The sequence below is a fragment of the Kitasatospora sp. NPDC091207 genome (assembly GCF_044768625.1).
Lineage (GTDB): Bacteria > Actinomycetota > Actinomycetes > Streptomycetales > Streptomycetaceae > Kitasatospora.
The window spans coordinates 937,593-960,020 of record NZ_JBIVVS010000001.1; the positions used below are offsets into that span (position 1 = coordinate 937,593).

General features: G+C 75.5%; 16 protein-coding genes and 1 pseudogene. 11 read left to right on the top strand and 6 right to left on the bottom strand.

Going from position 1 to position 22,428, the window contains the following annotated elements; genetic code table 11:
• Positions 1 to 211: 211 nt before the first annotated feature.
• Positions 212 to 769: pseudogene (locus ACIQTO_RS04295) on the top strand (DoxX family protein); the annotation flags it as partial.
• Between the two features lie 204 nt (positions 770 to 973).
• Positions 974 to 1,252, top strand: a complete 279-nt coding sequence (locus ACIQTO_RS04300; protein ID WP_402382767.1) for a Rieske (2Fe-2S) protein — start codon at positions 974 to 976, stop codon at positions 1,250 to 1,252.
• A 36-nt stretch (positions 1,253 to 1,288) separates the two neighbouring features.
• Here the strand turns inward: ACIQTO_RS04300 and ACIQTO_RS04305 are convergent, their stop codons facing one another.
• Together ACIQTO_RS04305 and ACIQTO_RS04310 are read right to left on the bottom strand one after the other, a co-directional pair.
• Positions 1,289 to 1,510, bottom strand: coding sequence for a hypothetical protein (locus tag ACIQTO_RS04305; RefSeq protein WP_402382536.1), 222 nt, complete (start codon positions 1,508 to 1,510; stop codon positions 1,289 to 1,291).
• Positions 1,507 to 2,946 carry a PspC domain-containing protein gene (locus ACIQTO_RS04310; protein ID WP_402382539.1) on the bottom strand — a complete coding sequence of 480 codons (1,440 nt, stop codon included), beginning with the start codon at positions 2,944 to 2,946 and terminating at the stop codon, positions 1,507 to 1,509. The genes ACIQTO_RS04305 and ACIQTO_RS04310 overlap by 4 nt, the downstream gene beginning before the upstream one ends.
• A 262-nt stretch (positions 2,947 to 3,208) precedes the next feature.
• Between ACIQTO_RS04310 and ACIQTO_RS04315 the strand changes: the two genes are divergently transcribed.
• The 3 genes from ACIQTO_RS04315 (at position 3,209) to pcrA (ending at position 7,972) form a co-directional block, all read left to right on the top strand.
• Complete coding sequence (locus ACIQTO_RS04315; RefSeq protein ID WP_402382770.1) at positions 3,209 to 4,561, top strand: PspC domain-containing protein; 1,353 nt, start codon at positions 3,209 to 3,211, stop codon at positions 4,559 to 4,561.
• A complete protein-coding gene (locus ACIQTO_RS04320) occupies positions 4,554 to 5,252 on the top strand; it encodes a LuxR C-terminal-related transcriptional regulator (protein WP_380574549.1) in 699 nt (232 codons plus the stop codon). Before ACIQTO_RS04315 ends, ACIQTO_RS04320 begins: the two co-directional genes overlap by 8 nt.
• Positions 5,253 to 5,335: 83 nt before the next feature.
• Positions 5,336 to 7,972 (top strand): DNA helicase PcrA, encoded by a 2,637-nt coding sequence (gene pcrA, locus ACIQTO_RS04325; RefSeq protein WP_402382542.1) that lies wholly within the window; start codon positions 5,336 to 5,338, stop codon positions 7,970 to 7,972.
• A 62-nt stretch (positions 7,973 to 8,034) separates the two neighbouring features.
• Here the strand turns inward: pcrA and ACIQTO_RS04330 are convergent, their stop codons facing one another.
• Complete coding sequence (locus ACIQTO_RS04330; RefSeq protein ID WP_402382545.1) at positions 8,035 to 8,853, bottom strand: M23 family metallopeptidase; 819 nt, start codon at positions 8,851 to 8,853, stop codon at positions 8,035 to 8,037.
• A 355-nt stretch (positions 8,854 to 9,208) separates the two neighbouring features.
• Here ACIQTO_RS04330 and ACIQTO_RS04335 point away from each other — a divergent pair, with 355 nt between their 5' ends.
• A complete protein-coding gene (locus ACIQTO_RS04335; protein WP_380574552.1) occupies positions 9,209 to 9,616 on the top strand; it encodes a cobalamin B12-binding domain-containing protein in 408 nt (135 codons plus the stop codon).
• A 282-nt stretch (positions 9,617 to 9,898) separates the two neighbouring features.
• Here the strand turns inward: ACIQTO_RS04335 and ACIQTO_RS04340 are convergent, their stop codons facing one another.
• Complete coding sequence (locus tag ACIQTO_RS04340; protein ID WP_402382549.1) at positions 9,899 to 11,572, bottom strand: DUF5691 domain-containing protein; 1,674 nt, start codon at positions 11,570 to 11,572, stop codon at positions 9,899 to 9,901.
• A gap of 137 nt (positions 11,573 to 11,709) precedes the next feature.
• Complete coding sequence (locus ACIQTO_RS04345) at positions 11,710 to 13,023, bottom strand: SWIM zinc finger family protein (RefSeq protein ID WP_402382552.1); 1,314 nt, start codon at positions 13,021 to 13,023, stop codon at positions 11,710 to 11,712.
• Between the two features lie 179 nt (positions 13,024 to 13,202).
• On the opposite strand from ACIQTO_RS04345, the gene ACIQTO_RS04350 reads away from it, so the two are divergent.
• The 5 genes from ACIQTO_RS04350 (at position 13,203) to sucD (ending at position 20,342) form a co-directional block, all read left to right on the top strand.
• On the top strand, positions 13,203 to 14,285 hold the full coding sequence (locus tag ACIQTO_RS04350; RefSeq protein ID WP_402382555.1) for an AAA family ATPase: 1,083 nt from the start codon (positions 13,203 to 13,205) through the stop codon (positions 14,283 to 14,285).
• 77 nt (positions 14,286 to 14,362) lie between these two features.
• Positions 14,363 to 16,681 carry a DUF5682 family protein gene (locus tag ACIQTO_RS04355; RefSeq protein WP_402382558.1) on the top strand — a complete coding sequence of 773 codons (2,319 nt, stop codon included), beginning with the start codon at positions 14,363 to 14,365 and terminating at the stop codon, positions 16,679 to 16,681.
• Positions 16,682 to 16,747: 66 nt separating this feature from the next.
• Positions 16,748 to 17,929: a VWA domain-containing protein gene (locus ACIQTO_RS04360; protein WP_402382561.1), complete on the top strand. Its 1,182-nt coding sequence runs from the start codon at positions 16,748 to 16,750 to the stop codon at positions 17,927 to 17,929.
• 338 nt (positions 17,930 to 18,267) lie between these two features.
• A complete protein-coding gene (sucC, locus tag ACIQTO_RS04365; protein WP_402382564.1) occupies positions 18,268 to 19,440 on the top strand; it encodes an ADP-forming succinate--CoA ligase subunit beta in 1,173 nt (390 codons plus the stop codon).
• Between the two features lie 17 nt (positions 19,441 to 19,457).
• Complete coding sequence (gene sucD / locus ACIQTO_RS04370) at positions 19,458 to 20,342, top strand: succinate--CoA ligase subunit alpha (protein WP_402382567.1); 885 nt, start codon at positions 19,458 to 19,460, stop codon at positions 20,340 to 20,342.
• 74 nt (positions 20,343 to 20,416) lie between these two features.
• On the opposite strand, the gene ACIQTO_RS04375 is transcribed toward sucD, so the two are convergent.
• A complete protein-coding gene (locus ACIQTO_RS04375; RefSeq protein ID WP_402382570.1) occupies positions 20,417 to 22,393 on the bottom strand; it encodes a LuxR C-terminal-related transcriptional regulator in 1,977 nt (658 codons plus the stop codon).
• Between the last annotated feature and the right edge of the window lie 35 nt (positions 22,394 to 22,428).

The window sequence follows — 22,428 nt, forward strand, 5'->3', positions numbered from 1 at the left end:
GGTGAACCGGCATTGAACGGCCGCGCCGTCGTTCCCGTATACAAGGGAGCGGCGGCGCGGCCGTTCGCGGTGGACGGCCGGGGCGCCGGGCGCCCATCGGAGGGGATCTCCCACCGAATGCGCTCACGAGCGTGCAGAATGCGGACCGGACCTGTCAGGTGATGGCAGGCCGTGAAGGAAGGTGTGAGGGATGTCGGAGGCCAGCGGCTCCGTGGAGACCAGCGGTTCCACGACGGGCGGCGACTTCACGGCGGCCGGCGACTCCGCGGCGACCGGCGCGGCGGGCGGCGGCGGGGCGGACCGGCTCGCCCTGCTCAGGGCGACCGCCTCCCGGTACGCGCTGCTGCCGCTGCGGATCTTCCTGGGCGTCACCTTCGTCTACGCGGCGCTGGACAAGCTCGCCGACGCGCACTACCTGGCCGGCGCGGGCGACCCGGCGTCCTTCGTGTCGCAGACCCAGGCGGCCAGGAGCTCCAGCCCGATCTCGTTCCTGCTCGGCGCCCCGCTCCACGCCCCGACCCTGTTCGCGCTCGCCATCGCCTTCGGCGAACTGGCGGTCGGCCTGGGCACCCTGTTCGGCCTCTGGGGCCGGGTCGCGGCCGTCGGCGGCGCACTGATCAACCTGAGCCTCTGGCTGACCGTCAGCTGGAACGTCTCGCCGTACTACCTCGGCAACGACCTCGCCTACCTGATGGCGTGGACCCCGCTGGTGCTGGCCGGCACCCCGTACCTCTCGCTGGACGGCTACCTGGCCGGGCGGGCCGCCCGGGACCGCGGGCGCGGGCTGCGCGAGCGGCTCGTCCGGCGGCGGGCGCTGGTGGACGGCGGGATCGCGGCCGTCGCGATCGGCGGTGCCGGGCTGCTCACCGGCTCGCTGACCGCCACCTTCGGCCGGGACGGGAAGGCCGTCGGGCCGTCGGCCGCGCCGGCGCCCGCCGGGCCGGCCGTGTCGGTGGACGCCGCGAGCGTCCCGGTGGGCGGCTCGGCCCAGGTCAAGGACCCGGCGACGGGTGACGCGGTCTACATCGTCCAGCCCAAGGCCGGCCAGTACTGCGCGTTCTCCTCGGCCTGCACGCACTCCGGCTGCGCGGTCGACGCCCCGAAGAACGGCCAGCTGTACTGCCCCTGCCACGGCTCCCGGTTCGACGCGGCCACCGGCGCGGTGGTGAACGGCCCGGCCACCAAGCCGCTGCCCCGGTACAGCGTCACCAAGGACGGCGAGAAGCTGAACCTCGGGCCGCTGCAGAGCTGAGCGGCGCCGGGACGCGCTCGGGCCCCGTCCGGGGACTCAGGGCGCGTCCCGGTCCCGCCGGTCCGCGCCGCCGCGCCGGACCGCCGCCGCGACGGCCCCGGCCAGCCCGCCGAGACCGAGCACGATGAAGGTCACCGGGATGACGATCCGGCCGTTCACGGAGATGTCGTTCAGCGCCGCCACCAGGTAGAGCACCGCTATCACGGTGAACAGCCCTCCCGCGATCAGCGAGAACAGGTCGAGCTGGTGCTTCCTCACGACTGGACCACCTTGATGTCGCCGAGCCCGACCCGCAGCCTGAGGTCGAGCGTGCCCTTGGATGTCTGACCGTTCACCGGGTGCAGCTGGAAGCTGTGGGAACTGTTGCCGCCCGCCTCGTCCGTCCCGGGCACACCGACGTGGCCCATCCCGACCCTGACGTCCAGGTTCACCGTCACGTCCGGCGGCACCAGGACGGTCAGCTGCCCGGCACCGAGTTCGACGGTGCTGCTCAGGGTGGCGCCGGCCGGGTCGAGCCCCGAGAGGTCCAACCGGGCGTCGCCGAGCCCGAGCGTGTACCGCTCCTCCAGGCCGTCCGCCGAGACGACCCGCCACTCCCGGTCGCCGACCGCGTTCTGGACCGAGAACGCCGACCCGTGGGAGAACGCGAGCGCCAGGGTCAGCAGCAGGCCCGGCACGACCAGCTTGCGGGCCCGGCCGAACTTGGCGGCGACCAGCAGGGTCAGCCCGATGACCAGCAGCGCGGCGGCCAGCACCGTGCCGGTGACCAGCTCGGTGTCACCGTGGGCGGAGGCCGACCAGACCGCACTGGCCGCGCCGACCGCCAGGAGCAGCCCGATCAGGCCGAGCGGCGAGCGCTCGGGCCGGTGGCGCACCACGGCCGGCCGCGGCGGCGGGACGGCCGGGCCGCCCTTGCGCAGCGGGTCGCCCTCGGGCAGGTCGGGGCGCTGCCACCACGGCTGCGCCGGGCCGCCGGGCGGCGGGGTGGCGGTACCGCCGTACGGGTTGCGCTCGGGGTGGCGGGGGTCCCACAGGTAGCCGCTCGGGCCCACGAGCGGGGTGTCGGTCGGCACCGTGCCGGCCGCCCGGTCCCGGGCGTGCTGCTCGCGGGCCCGCTCGCCCTCGTCGGTGCCCGACCAGGCGTGGTCGGCGGCCGACGGCTCCGGTGCGGGGAACCAGCGGTCGCACGGGCCGTGCCCGTGCTCCCGGCCGCGACGGCGCCCGCGCAGCCGGCCGCCGCGGCGCCGCTCCGGGTCGTAGCGGACCGCCAGGAAGGCCAGCGCCCCGAGCAGCAGCAGCGGGAACATGGTGTCCCCGTCGCCCATCGAGGCGAAGAAGACGCCGGTGCCGATCACGGTCAGCAGCACCGCGCCGATCGACTGGCCGTCCACCCGGCCGGTGAGCACCCGCTGGAGCTCCGTGCGGCCCGCCCTGCTGCCGCCCCGGCCGTCCGGTACCGGCTCGGTGGGGATGATCAGCCATGCCAGCCCGTACAGGAACAGGCCGAGGCCGCCGGAGAGGCAGAGCACCACCGTCACCACCCGGAAGACCACCGGGTCGATGTCCAGGTGCCGGCCCAGGCCGCCGCAGACACCGGCCACCACGCGGTGGTGCTCGGTGCGGTTCAGCGGCGGGCGTTCCGGTACCGGCGGGGCGCCCGGCCCGGTCTCCTGGATGCGGTGGTCTTCGGTCATGTGCACCATCCTGGGGGCTGGCGCGGCGGCGCCCAACCGGTGCGAGCCCTGTCCGTACCCTGACTTGTCCCTGAGAGGGTTGGGGGTTCCACCCTGATGCGCCCGGGCCCGCGTGCGTGGAACCATCGGTGCCGTGGCAGCACCCGGTACCGATCCCCGCCCCCTCGTCCCCGACGCCGCGTCGGCGGCGAGTGCCGACCCGGCCGTGCCCGGCGGCGAGCGCCCGCCGTACCGGCGGCTCTACCGGAGCCCGCAGGGCCGGATGCTCGGTGGCGTCGCGCACGGGCTCGCCGTGCACCTCGGGTTGCCGGTCACCTGGGTCCGGGTCTCCTTCGTGCTGCTCTTCTTCGCCCAGGGGATCGGCGCGCTGCTGTACGCGGCGTTCTGGTTCGTGGTGCCGATCGGCATCGGCGAGCCCGCGCAGCGCGGCGGCGCGCACTGGGTCTACGTCAACGGCGCCTTCGTGCCGTCGGGCTCCTGGCAGGCCTCCGGGGTCTCCGGGGCGGAGCTGAGCAAGAGCCGGCGCGGCTGGATCGGCCGGCTGCGCGAGCTGCTCCAGCACGCGTTGCAGGGCGAGCCGGCCGCGGTCGCGGCCGAACCCGGCGAGGAGGCGGGCCCGGCCCGGTCCGCCGCCGGGCGGCGCCAGGGCGGCCTGGGCCAGCTCGCCGCGCTGGTCATGCTGGTGATCGGTCTGATCGCCCTGCTCAACGCGCTCGGCGTGCAGACCGCCCGCCCGTACACCTGGCCGCTGCTGGCGATCGGGGTCGGGGTCGCGCTGGTCTGGCGGCAGGCCGACGACTCCCGCTGGCAGCGCTGGTTCGGCCTGGAGGAGGGCGAGAAGCGGCGCGGCGCCTACACCCGGGTCGGCGGCGGCGTGCTGCTCGTGGTGGCCGGCACCATCGCCTTCCTCGCCACGCAGGGCAGCGGCTCCACGCTCGGCTCGGTGGTCGAGGCCTCGCTGGCGGTGCTGGCCGGCGTCCTGGTGCTGGTGGGCCCGTACGCGCTGCGGATGTGGCAGGACCTGGGCGCCGAGCGGACCGCCCGCATCCGCGCCCAGGAGCGCGCCGAGATCGCGGCGCACGTCCACGACTCGGTGCTGCACACCCTGACCCTGATCCAGCGCCGGGCCGAGGACCCGCGGGAGGTGCTGCGGCTCGCCCGGGCCCAGGAGCGCGAGCTGCGGCTCTGGCTCTACCGCCCGGAGGCGGTCGCCGAGGACGCGCCGGACACCATGGCGGAGAGCCTGCGCGCGGTGGTCGCCGAGGTCGAGGACCGGCACGGGGTCCCGGTCGAGCTGGTCATGGTCGGGGACTGCCCGATGGACGAGCGGATCGTGGCGCAGATGCAGGCCGCGAGGGAGGCGACGGTCAACGCGGCCAAGTACGGTGGCGGAGGACCGGTCCAGGTCTACGCCGAGGTGGAGGGGAGGACGGTGTCGGTGTTCGTTCGCGACCACGGCCCCGGCTTCGACCCCGACACGGTGCCCGAGGACCGGATGGGTGTCCGCGAGTCGATCATCGGCCGGATGAAGCGCAACGGCGGCACCGCACGGGTGCGGCCCGCGCCGGACGGCGGCACCGAGGTCGAGCTGGAGATGGAGAGAACGAATGACTGACGCAGCGCCGATGGGGGGGACCCCGGCCGAAGGCGGGGGAAGGGTCGCGCGGGTCGTGCTGGTCGACGACCACCGGATGTTCCGGACGGGCGTGCGCGCGGAGATCGGACGCACCGAGGTCACCGGCATCGACGTGGTCGGCGAGGCCGACGACGTGGAGTCGGCGGTCCGCGTGGTCGCCGAGACCAGGCCCGACGTGGTGCTGCTCGACGTCCACCTGCCGGGTGGCGGCGGGGTCGAGGTGCTGCGCCGCTCGGCCGGGCTGATGGGCGAGCAGGTGAAGTTCCTGGCGCTGTCCGTCTCCGACGCCGCCGAGGACGTCATCGGGGTGATCCGCGGCGGTGCCCGCGGCTACGTCACCAAGACGATCACCGGGACCGACCTGGTCAACGCGGTCTTCCGGATCGCCGACGGCGACGCGGTGTTCTCACCGCGGCTGGCCGGCTTCGTGCTGGACGCCTTCGCGGCCACGGACACCCCGCCGGTGGACGAGGACCTCGACCGGCTGACCCAGCGCGAGCGCGAGGTGCTGCGGCTGATCGCGCGCGGCTACGCGTACAAGGAGATCGCGAAGCAGCTGTTCATCTCGGTGAAGACGGTGGAGAGCCACGTCTCGGCCGTGCTGCGCAAGCTCCAGCTGAGCAACCGGCACGAGCTGACCCGCTGGGCCACCGCCCGCCGCCTGGTCTGACGGGCCCCGCGACGCCGCCCGCCCGGCCGGATTCCCTCCGGCCGGGCGGGCTTGTCAGTGGGGGGCCATAGACTCGGAGTGCCATGAGTAGCCTCTTTGACGACCTCCCGCTCCCCGGTTTCGAGGCCCCCGCCGCCGGGTCGAAGCAGCAGCCCGCCGCCACCCCGATGGCGCAGGAGCCGCCGCCGTTCGAGGACGACGTCCCGTACGACGCCTACGAGGAAGCGATCCCGGAGGGGCTCTTCCACACCGACCACGCGGCCGAGGCCGAGCGGGACTCCTACTACCGCAACGGCGCCGCCCGGCCGGTGGTGGACCCGGCCCAGCTGCTGGAGGGGATGAACGACCCGCAGCGCGAGGCGGTGCTGCACGCCGGCTCGCCGCTGCTCATCGTGGCCGGCGCCGGCTCCGGCAAGACCCGCGTGCTGACCCACCGGATCGCCCACCTGCTGGGCGCCCGCGGGGTGCAGCCGGGCGAGATCCTGGCGATCACCTTCACCAACAAGGCGGCCGGCGAGATGCGCGAGCGCGTCGAGCAGCTGGTCGGGCCGCGGGCCCGGGCGATGTGGGTCTCCACCTTCCACAGCGCGTGCGTGCGGATCCTGCGCCGGGAGAGCAAGCTGCTCGGCTTCACCTCGTCGTTCTCGATCTACGACTCGGCCGACTCGCAGCGGCTGATGTCCCTGGTCTGCCGGGACCTCGACCTGGACCCGAAGCAGTTCCCGCCGAAGTCCTTCACGGCGAAGGTCAGCAACCTCAAGAACGAGCTGATCGACGAGGAGACGTACGCCGACCAGGCCGCCAACCCGACGGAGAAGAAGCTGGCCGAGGCCTACTTCCTCTACCAGCGGCGGCTGCGCGAGGCCAACGCGCTCGACTTCGACGACATCATCATGACGACGGTGAACCTGCTCCAGGCGTTCCCCGACGTCGCCGAGCACTACCGGCGGCGGTTCCGCCACATCCTGGTCGACGAGTACCAGGACACCAACCACGCCCAGTACATGCTGGTCCGGGAGCTCAGCGGGGGCTCCGCCGCGGCCGCGCCGAAGCGCACCGTGGACGGCGACTTCGTGGACCCGGCGGCCGGGCGCCTGGCCGAGGTGCCGCCGGCCGAGCTGTGCGTGGTCGGTGACGCGGACCAGTCGATCTACGCCTTCCGCGGCGCGACGATCCGCAACATCCTCCAGTTCGAGGAGGACTACCCGAACGCGACCACCATCCTGCTGGAGCAGAACTACCGCTCCACGCAGACCATCCTGAGCGCCGCCAACGCCGTCATCGAGCGGAACACCAGCCGGCGGGAGAAGAAGCTCTGGACGGCCGGCGACCACGGCGAGAAGGTCGTCGGCTACGTCGCGGACGACGAGCACGGCGAGGCCCAGTTCATCGCCGACGAGATCGACCGGCTGACCGACCGGGGCGAGGCCAAGCCCGGCGACGTCGCGATCTTCTACCGGACCAACGCCCAGTCGCGCGTGTTCGAGGAGGTGTTCATCCGGGTCGGCCTGCCGTACAAGGTGGTCGGCGGGGTGCGCTTCTACGAGCGCAAGGAGGTCCGGGACGTCCTGGCCTACCTGCGGGTGCTGTCCAACCCGGAGGACACCGTGCCGCTGCGCCGGATCCTCAACGTGCCCAAGCGCGGGATCGGCGAGCGGGCCGAGGCGATGATCGACGCGCTCGCCGGGCGCGAGCGGATCTCCTTCGCGCAGGCGCTGCAGCGGGTCGACGAGGCGTACGGGATGGCCGCCCGGTCGGCGAACGCGGTGAAGAAGTTCAACGCGCTGATGGCCGGGCTGCGGCAGGTCGTCGAGTCGGGCGCCGGGCCGGCCGCGGTGCTGGAGGCGGTGCTGGAGGAGACGGGGTACCTCGCCGAGCTGCAGTCCTCCACGGACCCGCAGGACGAGACGCGGGTGGAGAACCTCCAGGAGCTCGCCTCCGTCGCCCTGGAGTACGAGCAGGACCCGGGCGAGCGGCCCGACGCGGGGGAGGACGGGGCACCGCCGGTCGGCTCGCTGCCCGACTTCCTGGAGCGGGTCGCGCTCGTCGCGGACTCCGACCAGATCCCCGACGACGACGAGGAGGGCCGGGGCGTCATCACGATGATGACCCTGCACACCGCCAAGGGGCTGGAGTTCCCGGTGGTCTTCCTGACCGGCATGGAGGACGGCATCTTCCCGCACATGCGGGCGCTCAACCAGGTCAAGGAGCTGGAGGAGGAGCGGCGGCTCGCGTACGTCGGGCTCACCCGGGCCCGGGAGCGGCTCTACCTGACCCGTTCGGTGCTGCGCAGCGCCTGGGGGCAGCCCTCGTACAACCCGGCCTCGCGGTTCCTGGAGGAGATCCCGGACACGCTGGTGGAGTGGAAGCGCACGGGGGCCTCGGCGGTGCCGGCCTCGCGCGGGTACTCCTCCGGGTCCTCCTGGGGCGGGAAGTCCGCCGGCGGGTCGGGGGGCTCCTCCCGGGGCGCGTCCCGGGGCGCGGCGGCGGCGGCCTCGCCGAAGGCGGGCTGGGGGCAGTCGGCGCGGCGGTCCGGCGCGGCGGTCGAGCGCGAGGTCGTGGCACTGGCGGTCGGGGACCGCGTCACCCATGACACCTTCGGTCTGGGCACGGTGGTGGCCACCGCCGGTGTGGGCGAGAAGGCCCAGGCCACGGTGGACTTCGGGACGGAGGGGCGCAAGCAGCTGCTGCTGCGGTACGCGCCGGTGGAGAAGCTGTAGGGCTTGGCGCGCGGGCCCGGGTGCACCGGGCCCGCACGGCGCCGGCCGCCGCCGGGTGGGGCTCAGCGCGGGTCGACGCCCTGGGCGAGGAACCACGGCAGCGGGTCGACGGGCGCGCCGCCGCCGGCCGGGCGGATCTCGAAGTGCAGGTGCGGCCCGGTGCTGTTGCCGCTGGTGCCGACGAAGGCGATGACGTCGCCCGCCTTCACGGTGCCCTTGCGGATCTTGTACGACCGCAGGTGGCAGTACCAGGCCTCGGTGCCGTCGGCCATCTTCAGGACCGACATGTAGCCGTACGACGGGTTCCACTGCGTGCGGATCGTGCCGTCGGTCACCGCCAGGACCTGGGTGCCGCCGTCGACGGGGAAGTCGATGCCGGTGTGCCGGGCGGCCCAGTGCGTGCCGGACGCTCCGAACATCTCGCCGAGGCCCCGCTGGGCGACCGGGAGGGAGACCTTCGGGAGCACCGGCTCCGGGGCCGGTGCGGGGGCCGGGGCGGCGTCCACCGCGGGACCGTCGGCCGTGCTCGCGGGCTGGGTGCCGGACAGCGGGCCGCGGGCGGCGCCGCGCGAGGCCTGGTCGGTCCCGCCCGCGGTGAGGACCTGCTGGGCGGCGGCCCGGGCGGGTGAGTCGCCCGGCACCTCGGCGGCCTGCTCGGGAGCCCGGCCGGCCGCCTGCGCGCGCTGCTCGTCGGCCTCGCCCTGGACGGTCACGGCGGCCACCCCGGCCACGCCGAGGGCGGCCATCGACGGCAGCGCGACGCGCAGCAGCGCCGTCCGGGTGGCCGCCTTGGCGGCGCCGCGGCGCTGTGCGCGCGACTGCTCGCGGGCGGTTACCCGCAACTCCGCGCGGGTCGGGCGGGCGGCTGCGTCGGGAGCCATCGGGGGCTGCCTCCTCGGTGGGCCTCTGGCACGTCGTCGGGCGAGGGGAAGGGCGAGGGGAAGGGCGGGCGGAAAGACGAGGGGAAAACAGCCGAGACTGTAGCCGTATCGCCGACATCCGGACAAAAGTCCGGATGTCAAGAGGGGAGTTGGCGGGATGTGCGCGGATCCGGCGGGGTATACCGACCGGTAGCAAGAGAGGTGGGCCTGTGATTTTCCCCTCCTCTTGAGGGGCGGCACGGCCAGCCCGGCCGGGTGACGCTAACCTCCCCTCAGGTTGGTTATTGCTGGTTAACCGCGCCCGTGCCCGACGAGGTCCGGTGGGGTGGTGGACGACGAGGTCCAGGAGGCAGTGATGGGTGTGTCAGGCCCGATCCGTGTGGTGGTCGCCAAGCCCGGGCTCGACGGTCACGACCGCGGTGCCAAGGTCATCGCGCGGGCCCTGCGTGACGCCGGTATGGAGGTCATCTACACCGGCCTGCACCAGACGCCCGAGCAGATCGTCGACACCGCGATCCAGGAGGACGCGGACGGCATCGGGCTGTCGGTCCTCTCCGGGGCGCACATGACGCTCTGCGCGCGGGTGCTGGAGCTGCTGAGGGAGCGCGAGGCGGAGGACATCAAGGTCTTCTGCGGCGGCATCATCCCCGAGGAGGACATCGTCGAGCTCAAGGCGATGGGCGTCGCGGACATCTTCACGCCGGGGACGCCGACCCGCGACGTGGTGGCCTGGGTCGAGGCGAACCTGCGGGTCGCGAGCTGAGGCCTCCGGCGGAGGTCCGCCGCCGGGTGCGCGCCGGTCGCGCGCGCCGTCGCGGCAGGCGGCTCCCCGGGGCGCCGCGTCGGGGCCCGGAGCCGTCGCTTCGGCTCCTGAGGGCCCCGTTTCGGGCGGCCGCCCGCCGAGGCGTCGTCGAGTTCTGAGCGGAGCCGGTACGGGGGTGCCCCGTACCGGCTCCGCCGTTCCCGGCGGCGGGCGGTCAGGCGCCCTCCGCCGTTCCCGGCGGCGGGCGGTCAGGCGCCCTCCGCCGTTCCCGGCGGCGGGCGGTCAGGCGCCGAGCTCGGCGAGCATGGCCTCCCGGAAGCGCAGGGTGCCGGCCAGCCGGGCGAAGGTCTCGGCCCAGGCCCCGGCGGGTGCGGACCCGGCCGCCAACTCCTCGACGGCGGCGGCCGTCCCGGGGGAGAGCGCGCGCTCCGTCATGCCCAGCACCCCGCTGTGGCTCCACGGGTAGGCGCCGGAGGCGGCCGCTCGGGCGAGGGCCGCGACGACGGCGGTGGACAGCGGCGGCGTCCACGGCGTCGCGCAGGCGCCCAGCAACTGGAAGGCCTCACCGAGGCCGTGCACCTCGATGAACGCGGCCGTCCAGGCGGCGCGTTCGGCGGGCGGCAGGACCGCGAGCAGCTTGGCGGGGGCGCCGGTGCTCCGCGGCGCCCGGACGCCGCGGCCGGTGCGGCCGCCCGGGGCGGGGGCCGGCGCCGGGCCCAGCAGCGCCCGGGCCCAGTCGGCGTCCTGCTGGCGGACGGCGGCCCGGGCCCAGGCCTCGCGCAGGTCGTCGGCCCAGCTGCTGTTGGTCTCGTCGATGCTGTCGCCCACCCGGAGGCCGAGCAGCCGTCCCGGCGTCAGACCGGTGGACTCCGACCAGAGCGGGAGCGGCGCGGCGGCGATCACCTCGCCGAACCACCAGGCCCGCTCGCCGCGCCCGGTGGGCGACTTGAGCGGTATGCCGTCCCGCTGCATCGCGGCGTCGCACGCGGTGGGCGGGGTGACGAGCAGGTGCGTGCCGCGCTCGGAGAGGCGGACGGCGGCGCGGGCGCGCTCGGCCATCCGGTGGGCGAGGGTGGAGCCGGGGAGGGTCGAGAGCAGCTCGGCGGCGGTGGCGCGGACGTTCTTGCTCCGGTCGCCCAGCGCGCTTTCGAGGAAGGGCTCGTCGGCGAGCGAGAGGCCGTCCTGGAGGGCGTCCAGGAAGAGTAGGCGGTCCTCGGCGCGCTCGGTGGGCCAGGTGCTCACGAGCAGGGCGAGGCCGGCGACGGGGTCGGTGCGGCGCAGCGCGGTGAGGTGGGTGACGCGCTCGGCGAAGAGGCCCTCGTGCCAGAGGTGGTCGCCCCCGGGGGCGACCGCCGGTCCGGCGGCTCCGGCGGCTCCGACGGGCCCGGCGGAGTCGTCGGCCGGGTCCGCGGTGGTGCGCAGGACGAACCGCCAGTCGGGGTTCCGGGCGGCGAGCCAGCGGCCCAGGGGGCCGGCCAGCGCCACCGCGTCGGGGCGCAGCTCGGTCCGGCCGCGGGCGGCGTCCAGCAGGGCCGGGACGGCGGCGGCGGGCGGGCGCAAGCCCCGGGCCCGGGCCGTGGCGAGCCACTGCGGGAGCAGTTCGGTGAGGTTGGCGAGGCTGCCGGCGGAGCCGGTGCCCCGGCCGCCGAGCAGGAGGGTGAGCCGGCGGGCGGCCGGGGCGGGCAGCTCGGGCCGGTGGTCCTCGGGGGCCGGGGTGGTGAGCGGCGCGGTGACGGCCTCGGTGGCGGGGGCCGGACGGGCGCCGGCGCGGCGGCGGACCGTCTCCAGGGCGGCGAGTTCGAGCAGGGCGGTGGCCGGGTCGGTGCGGTCGACGGCCCGGTGGGCGGGGGAGTCGCCGGCTGCGGGGAGTGGCAACGGGCGGCGGTCGGTGCCGAGGAGGGCGGTGGTCCGGAGGGTCTCCCAGGGGTCGGCCGGGGTCGGGGTGGAGAGCGGCACGCGGGGCTCCTGCGGGTCGGTGGGCGTTGTTCGGAGGCGCTCGGAGGGGGCTGCGCGGCCTCCTCGGGGCGCCGCGCGCGGGCGTGCGGGCCGGGCTGCGCGCCCGCCCGGGGGTCGGACCGGGGATCGGACCGGGCCTACGGGGCGGTCAGGTCGATCGGGCGGTGGTCCGCTCCCCAGGCGGTGACCGGGGCGAAGCCCCGGTGGCCGTGCTCGCCGAAGACGGTGAGGGGGCGGCCGGTGGAGACGGCCGCGAGGCGCCAGAGGGCGGACTCGGGGGCGGCGCCGCGGTGGACCGGGAGCGTGTGCCGGCCGTCGGTGAGGTGCCAGCCGTCGGGGGTGAGGACGGGGACGACGTCGGCCAGGACGGTGGGCCAGGCGTCGAGCCACGGATCGTCGGCGACCGCGGTGCCGTAGCCGGCGACGGCCTCGGCGGGCGTGAGGCCCGGCGGCGGGGTGGCGGGGCCCGGCCCGGGGGCGCCGTAGCGGGTGCCGAGGGCGGCGCGCAGCGGGCGGGCGCCGGGGTGGAAGGCGAGCTCGGCCTCCAGCAGCCGGCCGGTGGGGAGGGCGAGTTCGGGGGCCCGGCCGGGGCGGCCGAAGGCGAGGAGCAGGGCGTGGCGGCCGGTCTTGGCGCCGCGCAGCCACAGCCGGCGGGTGGTGAGGCGCTCGTCGGCGCCGCCCTCCAGCGGCGCGGTGCGGCTGCCGAGGACGTACCAGCGGTCGCGGACGGTGGGGCCGGCCAGCACGTCGGCGGTGTCGGCGGGGTAGCCGACCCGGGCCCGGACGGTGGCGGCGAGCGGGGCGGGCAGCTCGTCGATCCGGGTGGCGGCGGTGGCGAGCAGATGGAGCATGGCGTACTCCTCCAGGAGGTCGGAGCCGGGCGCGGTGTCGAGTTCGCGGACGCGGGTGGCGAGGCCGGGGGCCTGGGCGTCGACCATCCGGGCGGCGACCTCCTCCCAGGGGCCGGTGGCGGACCGGTCGGCCAGGCCGTGCCGGATCCGGTCGGCCAGCCGCAGGCGCAGTTCGCCGGCCCCGGCGGCCACCCGGGCGTGGCGCTTCTCGGCCCGGCGGCGGGCGGCGGCCGGGTCCGCCGGGGCGGCGGCGCGCCGCCCGGCACGGTCGCGGCGCTCCGCCAGCCAGTCGGACGCCCAGTCGGCCGGTTCGCCGGCCGGGACGGCCTCGGGGGTGCCGCTCCAGAGCAGCAGCAGCCCGAGCGCGTGTTTGCACGGGAACTTCCGGCTCGGGCAGGTGCACGAGTAGGCGGGCACGGCCAGTTCGACGGCGGTGCGGTACGGCGTCCGGCCGCTGCCCTCGCACTCGCCCCAGAGCGCGGCGCCGTCGGTGCCCGTGGCCGACCAGGGCGCGGGCGAGGAGAGCTTGCCCGCGGCCTTCTGCGAGCTCGCGTCGGGTGCCAGCGACAGGATGTGTTCGGTGCTCCAGCGTTCCTCCATGCCCACGACGGTAGGCGGGGGGACTGACAGGCCGGGTGGCCGAACTGAGGTCCGGTCAGGATTGTCAGTGGTCCGGTGCAGGGTTGTTCCCGCAGGCCGGGACGCCGGTCTGGCTCCCCCCGATCACCCCGCCGCCTGCCACCGGTGTGTCCGGCGGCCGACCCGAAGGAGCCCCCCCTATGACCGACGTTCTGCGCCAGCACGCGGAGGACGCCTTCGCCGCGGAGCTGGCCGCGCTGGCCGCGCAGGACGACCGACCGCGGCCCGAGCGCTGGAGGCTGTCGCCGTGGGCGGTCGCCACGTACCTGCTCGGCGGCGAGCTGCCGGACGGCACCGTCGTCACCCCGAAGTACATCGGGCCGCGGCGGATCGTCGAGGTCGCCGTGACGACGCTGGCCACGGATCGGGCGCTGTTGCTGCTCGGCGTGCCGGGTACCGCGAAGACCTGGGTGTCGGAGCATCTCGCGGCCGCGATCAGCGGTGATTCGACCCTGCTGGTGCAGGGCACGGCCGGCACGCCGGAGGAGGCCGTCCGGTACGGGTGGAACTACGCCCGGCTGTTGACGGAGGGCCCGAGCCGGGACGCGCTGGTGCCGTCGCCGCTGATGCGGGCGATGGCGGACGGGAAGGTCGCCCGGGTCGAGGAGCTGACCCGGATCCCGGCGGACGTGCAGGACAGTCTGATCACCATCCTGTCGGAGAAGACGCTGCCGATACCGGAGTTGGGCGGCGAGACGCAGGCCGTGCGCGGCTTCAACCTGATCGCCACGGCGAACGACCGGGACCGCGGTGTCAACGAGCTGTCGAGCGCCCTGCGCCGGCGGTTCAACACCGTGGTGCTGCCGCTGCCCGGTTCGCTGGACGAGGAGGTGGACATCGTCACCCGGCGGGTCGACCAGCTCGGCCGCTCCTTGGAGCTGGCGCAACTGCCCGGTGGCGCCGAGGAGATCAGGCGGGTGGTGACCGTCTTCCGCGAGCTGCGGGCCGGTCTCACGGTGGACGGCCGGACGAAGGTCAAGACGCCGAGCGGCACGCTGTCGACGGCCGAGGCGATCTCGGTGGTGACCAACGGCCTGGCCCTGGCCACCCACTTCGGGGACGGCGTGCTGCGGGCCGGGGACGTCACGGCCGGCATCCTCGGCGCCGTCGTCCGGGATCCGGTGGCCGACCAGGTGGTGTGGCGCGAGTACGTCGAGGGCGTGCTGCGCGAGCGGGACGGCTGGAAGGACTTCTACCGCGCCGCCCGCGAACACACCCGCTGAGGCCGGAGCGGGCTGGAGCACTTCGGTGCGGGCCGAGGCGGTTCGAGGCAGTTCGAGGTACGAGGAGGGAGGGCGCGATGAGCGCAGAGGTGACGCTGCTGGGCGTACGGCACCACGGCCCGGGCTCGGCCCGCGCGGTGGCCGCCGTGCTGGAGCGGCTGCGGCCGGACGCGGTGCTGATCGAGGGGCCGCCGGAGGCCGACCCGATCGTCGGACTGGCGGCCGAGAAGGACATGGTGCCACCGGTCGCCCTGCTCGCCCACGCCGTGGACGACCCGGCCAGGGCCGCCTTCTGGCCGTTCGCCGAGTTCTCCCCGGAGTGGGTGGCGATCCGGTACGGACTCGACGCCGGCGTACCGGTGCGTTTCATCGACCTCCCGGCGGCCTACAGCCTGGCCGACGGGCCCGGTGAGCCGGACGGGCCGGGTGCGCGGCCCGACGAACGGGCGGGGGACCCGATCGGGCTGCTCGCCGGGGCCGCCGGCTGCGACGACCCGGAGCGCTGGTGGGAGGACGTGATCGAGCACCGCTCGCCCGGCACGGACCCGCTGGCCCCGTTCGCCGCGGTCGCCGAGGCGATGGCGGCGCTGCGGGAGGGCGGGGCGGCCGACGGTCCGGCCCGGCGCGACGACCTGCGGGAGGCGTACATGCGCCGGCAGATCCGGGCCGCCGAGCGGGCCGGACACCGGCGGATCGCGGTGGTCTGCGGGGCGTTCCACGTACCGGCGCTGGCCTCCCGGCCGACCGTCGCCCATGACCGGGCGGTGCTGGCGGGCCTGCCGAAGAAGGTGCGCACCGACATCACCTGGGTGCCGTGGACGCACCGCCGGCTCTCCCAGCGGAGCGGCTACGGCGCCGGGATCGTCTCGCCGGGCTGGTACCACCACCTGTTCACCACCGCGGGCGATCCGCTGCCGCGCTGGTTGACCAGGGCCGCCGAACTGCTGCGGGCCGAGGACCACCCGGTGTCCTCCGCGCACGTGATCGAGGCCGTCCGGCTGGCCCGGACCCTGGCGGTGCTGCGCGGCCGCCCGCTCGCCGGGCTGACCGAGACCCTGGACGCCGTCCGCGCGGTGCTGTGCGACGGCTCGGACGTCGCGCTGGCGCTGGTGCACGACCGCCTGGTCACCGGCGACGCGCTCGGCCAGGTGCCGGACGGCGCGCCGGCGGTCCCGCTGCAGCGGGACCTGGACCGGCTGCGGCGCTCGCTGCGGCTGAAGCCGGCGGTGGAGCCGCGGGAGCTTGACCTGGACCTGCGCGAGGAGACCGACGCGGCGCGCTCCCGGCTGCTGCACCGGCTGCGGCTGCTCGGCGTCGACTGGGGTGTGCCGAGCCGCTCCGCCGTCACCTCGACCGGCACCTTCCGGGAGAGCTGGCGGCTCTGCTGGCAGCCCGAGTTCGCCGTCCGGATCGTCGAGGCCGCCCAGTGGGGCACCACCGTCGAGGACGCGGCGGTCGGCCGGGCCGTCGGCGCGGCGCGGGCCGCGGTGGAGCTCGCCGAGCTGACCGCCCTGGTCGAGACCTGCCTGCTGGCCGGCCTGCCCGGGGCGCTGCCCGCCGTGATGCGGGTGCTCGCCGACTGCGCCGCGCTGGACACCGACGTCGCCCATCTCGCGGGCGCCCTGCCCGCGCTGGTCCGCGCGCTGCGCTACGGCGACGTCCGCGGCACCGACCACGGCGCGCTCGGCGAGGTCGCGGCGGGCCTCGCCGAGCGGATCTGCGTCGGTCTGCCGGCCGGCTGCACCGGGCTGGACGCGGCCGGCGCGGAGGCGATGCGCGGCCACCTCGACGAGGTGCACGGCGCCATCGGCCTGCTGGAGCCGGCCGGCGGGCTCGCCGACCGGTGGGCCGCGACCCTGCGGGCGCTCGCCCGCCGCGAACCGGTCGGCGGCCTCGCCACGGGCGTGCCCGGCCTGCTGCGCGGCCGCGCCGTCCGGCTGCTGCTGGACGACGAACGGCTCGACTCCGAGGAGGCCGGCCGCCGGATGGGCCTCGTCCTCTCCCCGGCCAACGCCCCGGCGGACGCGGCCGGCTGGATCGAGGGCTTCCTCTCCGGCGGCGGCGCCCTGCTGCTGCACGACCCCCGACTGCTGGGCCTGCTCGACGCGTGGCTGACGGGGGTGCCGGCCGAGGCCTTCACCGATGTGCTGCCGCTGCTGCGCCGCACCTTCTCCGCCCTGGAGGCGGGCGTGCGCACCACCGTCGGCAGCCGGGTCGCGGCCGGCCCGCTCGACGCCGAGCCGGCGGCGACGGCGGGCACCGGCCCCGGGCTCGACCCGGCCCGCGCCGACGCGGCGGTCCCCGTGGTCGCCCTGCTGCTCGGCCTGCCCGGCTGCCCGGTCCACCCCGGCGGACCGGCGCGGATCCCCCGGCAGGCCGAGGGCCGCAACACCTGACCCGCCACACCACCTGACCCGCCGCACCACCCGACCCCGTACCGGACGTACCGGAAGGAGCACCTGATGGCAGAGCCGACCACGACCGCCACCCTCGCCGCCGAGGAGCGGCTGCGCCGCTGGCGCCTGGTGCTCGGCGGTGAGGCGGACGGCACCGGCCGCGTGCTGCGCGGCCGGGACGCCGCGATGGACGGCGCGCTCGCCGCGCTGTACCGGGGCGCGCCGCAGGAGGGCCGGGCCGGGCGGTCCGGCCGGCGCGCCGCCGGACTGGGCGGGTCGGCTCCGCAGGTGGCGCGCTGGCTGGGGGACATCCGCGCGTACTTCCCCACCTCGGTCGTCCAGCTGATGCAGCAGGACGCCATCACCCGGCTCGGCCTGGACCGGCTGTTGCTGGAGCCGGAGATGCTGGCGGCGGTCGAGCCCGACGTCCACCTGGTCGCCACCCTGCTCTCGCTGAAGGACGCGCTGCCCGAGACCACCCGGGAGACCGCCCGCGCGGTGGTCGGCACGGTGGTCGCGGAGCTGGAGCGCCGGCTCGCCGACCGGGCCCGGGCCACCCTGGGCGGCGCGCTGGACCGCGGTGCCAAGGTGAACCGTCCGCGCCACCGCGACATCGACTGGGACCGCACCGTCCGGGCCAACCTGAGGAACTACCTGACCGAGTACGGCACCGTCGTCCCCGAGCGGCTGGTCGGCCACGCGCGGGCGCGGCGCGCGGTGCGCAAGGACGTCATCCTCTGCGTCGACCAGTCCGGTTCGATGGCCCCCTCGGTGGTGCACTCGGCGGTGTTCGGCGCGGTGCTGGCCTCGATGAGGACGCTGGACACCCGGCTGGTGGTCTTCGACACCTCGGTGGTCGACCTCACCGAGCAGCTCAGCGACCCGGTGGAGGTCCTGTTCGCGACGCGGCTCGGCGGCGGCACCGACATCAACCGCGCGCTGGCCTACTGCCAGTCGAAGATCACCCGACCGTCCGAGACGGTGGTGGTGCTGATCAGCGACCTCTACGAGGGCGGCATCCGGGACGGGATGCTCCGGCGGGTGGCGGCGATGAAGGCGGCCGGCGTCCAGTTCGTCGCCCTGCTCGCGCTCTCCGACGAAGGTGCGCCCGCGTACGACCACGCCCACGCGGCCGCCCTGGCCGCGCTCGGCGCCCCGGCGTTCGCCTGCACCCCCGACGCCTTCCCGGACGTCATGGCGGCGGCGATCGAGAAGCGGCCGGTCCCGGTACCGAGGCCGGGCGGGTAGGGCCGGGGTGCGCGGGTTCACCCGGACGAGCGAACCCGGGCCCGGCCGGACCGCTGATCTGCGGACCTGCCGACCAGGGCACACGGCAGTCGGTCGCGGCCCTCGCTGTGACGGTTCTCACCCAAGCCGGGCCGGTCCCGGGCGAAACACGCCCGTCGTCCGGGGATAACCTGCCAGACGGACGTGACGCGCGTGTTGATTGACGTGTGCGCCCGTGGCTGTGTGGGCCGCAAGGCCGTACCTCTGCGTACCCGCACCGCCCCGACGACCCGCAGCGAAGATCCTGCCGTGGCACGCTCGTAGAGACACAATCCGCGACCACGAACAAGGACAAACACGTGGACCTGTTCGAGTACCAGGCGAGGGACCTCTTCGCCAAGCACGGGGTTCCCGTGCTTGACGGTGATGTCATCGAGACCGCCGCAGACGCTGCCGCCATCGCGGAGCGCTTCGGCGGCCGCGCCGTCGTCAAGGCTCAGGTGAAGGTGGGTGGCCGAGGCAAGGCCGGTGGCGTGAAGCTCGCCGCCGACCCGGCGGACGCCGTCGCCAAGGCCGAGGCGATCCTCGGGATGGACATCAAGGGCCACACCGTGCACAAGGTGATGCTGGCCCAGACCGCGGACATCAAGGAGGAGTACTACGTCTCCTTCCTGCTGGACCGCACCAACCGCACCTTCCTGGCCATGGCCAGCGTGGAGGGCGGTGTGGAGATCGAGGTCGTCGCGGAGGAGAACCCCGAGGCGCTCGCCAAGATCCCGGTCGACGCCAACGAGGGTTGCACCCCGGAGAAGGCCGCCGAGATCGTCGCCGCCGCGAAGTTCCCGGCGGAGATCGCCGACCAGGTCGCCGATGTCCTGCAGAAGCTCTGGGTCGTCTTCATCAAGGAGGACGCCCTCCTCGTCGAGGTCAACCCGCTGATCAAGTCCGGCGACGGCAAGATCATCGCGCTCGACGGCAAGGTCTCCCTGGACGAGAACGCCGAGTTCCGCCAGCCCGAGCACGAGGCGCTCGAGGACAAGGCCGCCGCCAACCCGCTCGAGGCGGCGGCCAAGGCCAAGGGCCTGAACTACGTCAAGCTCGACGGCCAGGTCGGCATCATCGGCAACGGCGCGGGTCTCGTCATGAGCACCCTCGACGTGGTCGCCTACGCGGGCGAGCAGCACGGCGGCGTCAAGCCGGCCAACTTCCTCGACATCGGCGGCGGCGCCTCGGCCGAGGTCATGGCGAACGGCCTGGAGATCATCCTGGGCGACCCCGACGTCAAGTCGGTCTTCGTCAACGTCTTCGGTGGCATCACCGCGTGCGACGCCGTCGCGAACGGCATCGTGCAGGCCCTGGAGCTGCTGAAGAGCAAGGGCGACGAGGTCACCAAGCCGCTGGTCGTCCGCCTGGACGGCAACAACGCCGAGCTGGGTCGCAAGATCCTGACCGACGCCAACCACCCGCTGGTTCAGCAGGTGGACACCATGGACGGTGCGGCCGACCGCGCCGCCGAGCTGGCCAACAAGTAAGGAAGGGAACTCTCACCATGGCTATCTTCCTTACCAAGGACAGCAAGGTCATCGTCCAGGGCATGACCGGCTCCGAGGGCATGAAGCACACCCGCCGCATGCTCGCCTCCGGCACCCAGATCGTCGGCGGTGTGAACCCGCGCAAGGCCGGCACCACGGTCGACGTCGACGGCACCGAGGTGCCCGTCTTCGGCTCCGTCGCCGAGGCCATCGAGAAGACCGGTGCCGATGTCACCGTCATCTTCGTGCCGCCGAAGTTCACCAAGGACGCCGTCGTCGAGGCCATCGACGCCGAGATCGGCCTGGCCGTCGTCATCACCGAGGGCGTCCCGGTGCACGACACCGCCGCCTTCTGGGCGTACGCGGGCTCGAAGGGCAACCAGACCCGGATCATCGGCCCGAACTGCCCCGGCCTGATCAGCCCCGGACAGTCGAACGCCGGCATCATCCCGGCCGACATCACCAGCTCCGGCAAGATCGGCCTGGTCTCGAAGTCGGGCACCCTGACCTACCAGCTCATGTACGAGCTGCGGGACATCGGCTTCTCCTCGGCCGTGGGCATCGGTGGCGACCCGGTCATCGGGACCACGCACATCGACGCTCTCAAGGCCTTCCAGGAGGACCCGGAGACCGAGCTCATCGTCATGATCGGTGAGATCGGTGGCGACGCCGAGGAGCGTGCCGCGGCCTACATCGCCGAGCACGTCACCAAGCCGGTCGTCGGCTACGTCGCGGGCTTCACCGCCCCCGAGGGCAAGACCATGGGCCACGCCGGCGCCATCGTCTCCGGCTCCTCGGGCACCGCGCAGGCGAAGAAGGAGGCCCTGGAGGCCGCCGGTGTCAAGGTCGGCAAGACGCCGTCCGAGACCGCCCGCCTGGCGCGTGAGCTGATCAACGGCTGACGCTCCCCGCGTGTCGAGCGCCCCCGTCCGGACCTCCGGGCGGGGGCGCTCGCCGTTGTAGGGGGCTGCCCCGGCTAGTGGTCCCCCGGGCAGGGGCGGAGCGCCCAGCGGGTGCAGGCCGACGGCCCCACCGCCGGTCCGGGCGGGGGCAGGGCCGCCGGGGCGCGGCCGGCGGCCGGCAGCTCCCACCGGGGGGCCCGGGGCGGCGGCGGGTCCAGCACGACCGGTTCCACGCCCGGGGTCGGACTGCACCAGAGGCTGCGGATGCCGGTCAGCGGGCCGTCGGGGACGAGGGGGACGGCGGAGCCGTTGACCGCGCCGCAGACCGACTGTTCCACGGCCTCGGGGGGCCGGTGGAACAGCGACCCCGGGCCGTTGCCGGCCAGTGTCGCCGCCGCCGCGCCGCCGACCGCCAGCGTGATCAGTACCGCCGCCCCGGTCCGGGTGGCGTCGGCCAGGCCGTGCCGGGCGCGCAGCAGCGGGACCGGTGGCCGGTGCGCCTGCGGGCAGCCGCGGACGGCGGCCCGGTGCAGCAGCCCGGCGAGCCGGTCGGCGAAGCCCGCCGCGGCCGGGTCGGACCCGACCAGCTCCGGCACCCAGTGCGCCAGCGCCGCGCGGGCCGCCCAGACCCGGCCCTCGGCCGCCGCCACGGTCGACTCCACCTCGACGGCCACGGCGCCGGCGGGCAGCCCCAGGCCGTCGTGCAGCACCAGGGCGCGGCGCTGGGGGCGGGAGAGCCGTTTGAGCGCTTTGAGCAGCGCGCGGTCGCGGTCGGTGAGCCGGTCGTGGTCCGGCAGCACGGCCTGCGACTCGTCGGCGGGGCGGACCTTGATCCGCCGGTGCGGCAGCCGCCAGACGTGTGCCCGGCGCGGACCGCCCCGGTGCCACGGTGAGAGCGCCGCCTCGCAGGCCCGGGCCCGTACCCACCCCTCCGGATCGGCCCCGGCCGCCACCTCGTCCCAGCGCCGCCGGGCCTCGCCGAAGGCCAGCCGTACGCAGTGCACGGCGCGGTGCTTGCAGGAGGTGAGCAGGAACACCTGTTGGACCAGCCGGGTGTGGGCGGCCTCGTACAGCTCCTCGAAGGAGCGGACGGGCGCGGGCGGCGGGGCGGCGGCGGGGACGGCTGCGGCGGCCACGGGGGCGGCGGGTGCGGGCCGGGTGGTGCCTGCCGTGCCCTGGCCGGTGGCGGCGGGTTCGCGGCCGTTCGGCCGCGCGGTGCCCCCGGGGGCCGGGGCGTGGCCGGTGGTGGTGCCGCCGCCGGTACGGGGGCGCTCGGTGCCCCCGGCGGCCGGACCGGCCGCCCCGGTGGTGTCAGCCGCGGTGGTGTCCGGCCGGACGGGGGCCTTCGTGGTGTCCGGTCGCGGTGGGGTGCCGTCCCCGGCGCTCGGTGTCCGGGGGGAAGCGGCGGGGTCGGGGCTGTTCGGGGCGGCCGGCCGGGCCTTGCCGTGCCCGCGCCGGTCCCGCCCGGCCGGTTGACCCGCCGGGGCGTCGCGCCGGGGGCCGTCCGGCGGGCCCGTGGTGCCCGTGGACGCGTTCCGACCCGTGGACGGGTCCTGCTGCGTGGCCGCGCTCTGAGCGGGGCTCAGCAGGGCGGCGAAGGCGGCGATCTCGGCGTGGGTGCGCGTGCCGAGCTTGCGCATGGCCCGGTGCTGGTAGCTGCGCGCGGTGGCCGGGGTGACACCGAGCGCGGCCGCCGACTGGGCGAGGTCCCGGCCGGCCGCGAGCTGGGCCAGGGCCTGGGCTTCACGTGGCGTCAGCTGCCGCAGCAGCCGGAGCGCCTCGTCCTGGCGGCCGCCGGATTCGGCGGTCGGTCCGTCGCCGGGTCCGTCGCCGGGTGCGTCGGCCGTCGCGCCGGTCTCGGTGGTGCGCGCCGCTCCGGCGGTGGTGGGAGCCGTCGCGCCCTTCCCGGCCTTCGCGCCCCGGCCGCGTCCGGCCCGGCCCTTTCCGGGGCGCCCCTGCGGTGCGGGCGGGTCGGCGGAGGCGGTGGGCCGGGTGGTGGAGTGGGTGGCGGGGGCGCCGGGTGGGCGCTCGGCGGTCGGCGGCGTGGTCATCAGACGCTCCGGGCCGGAGCGGGGGCGACGGCATG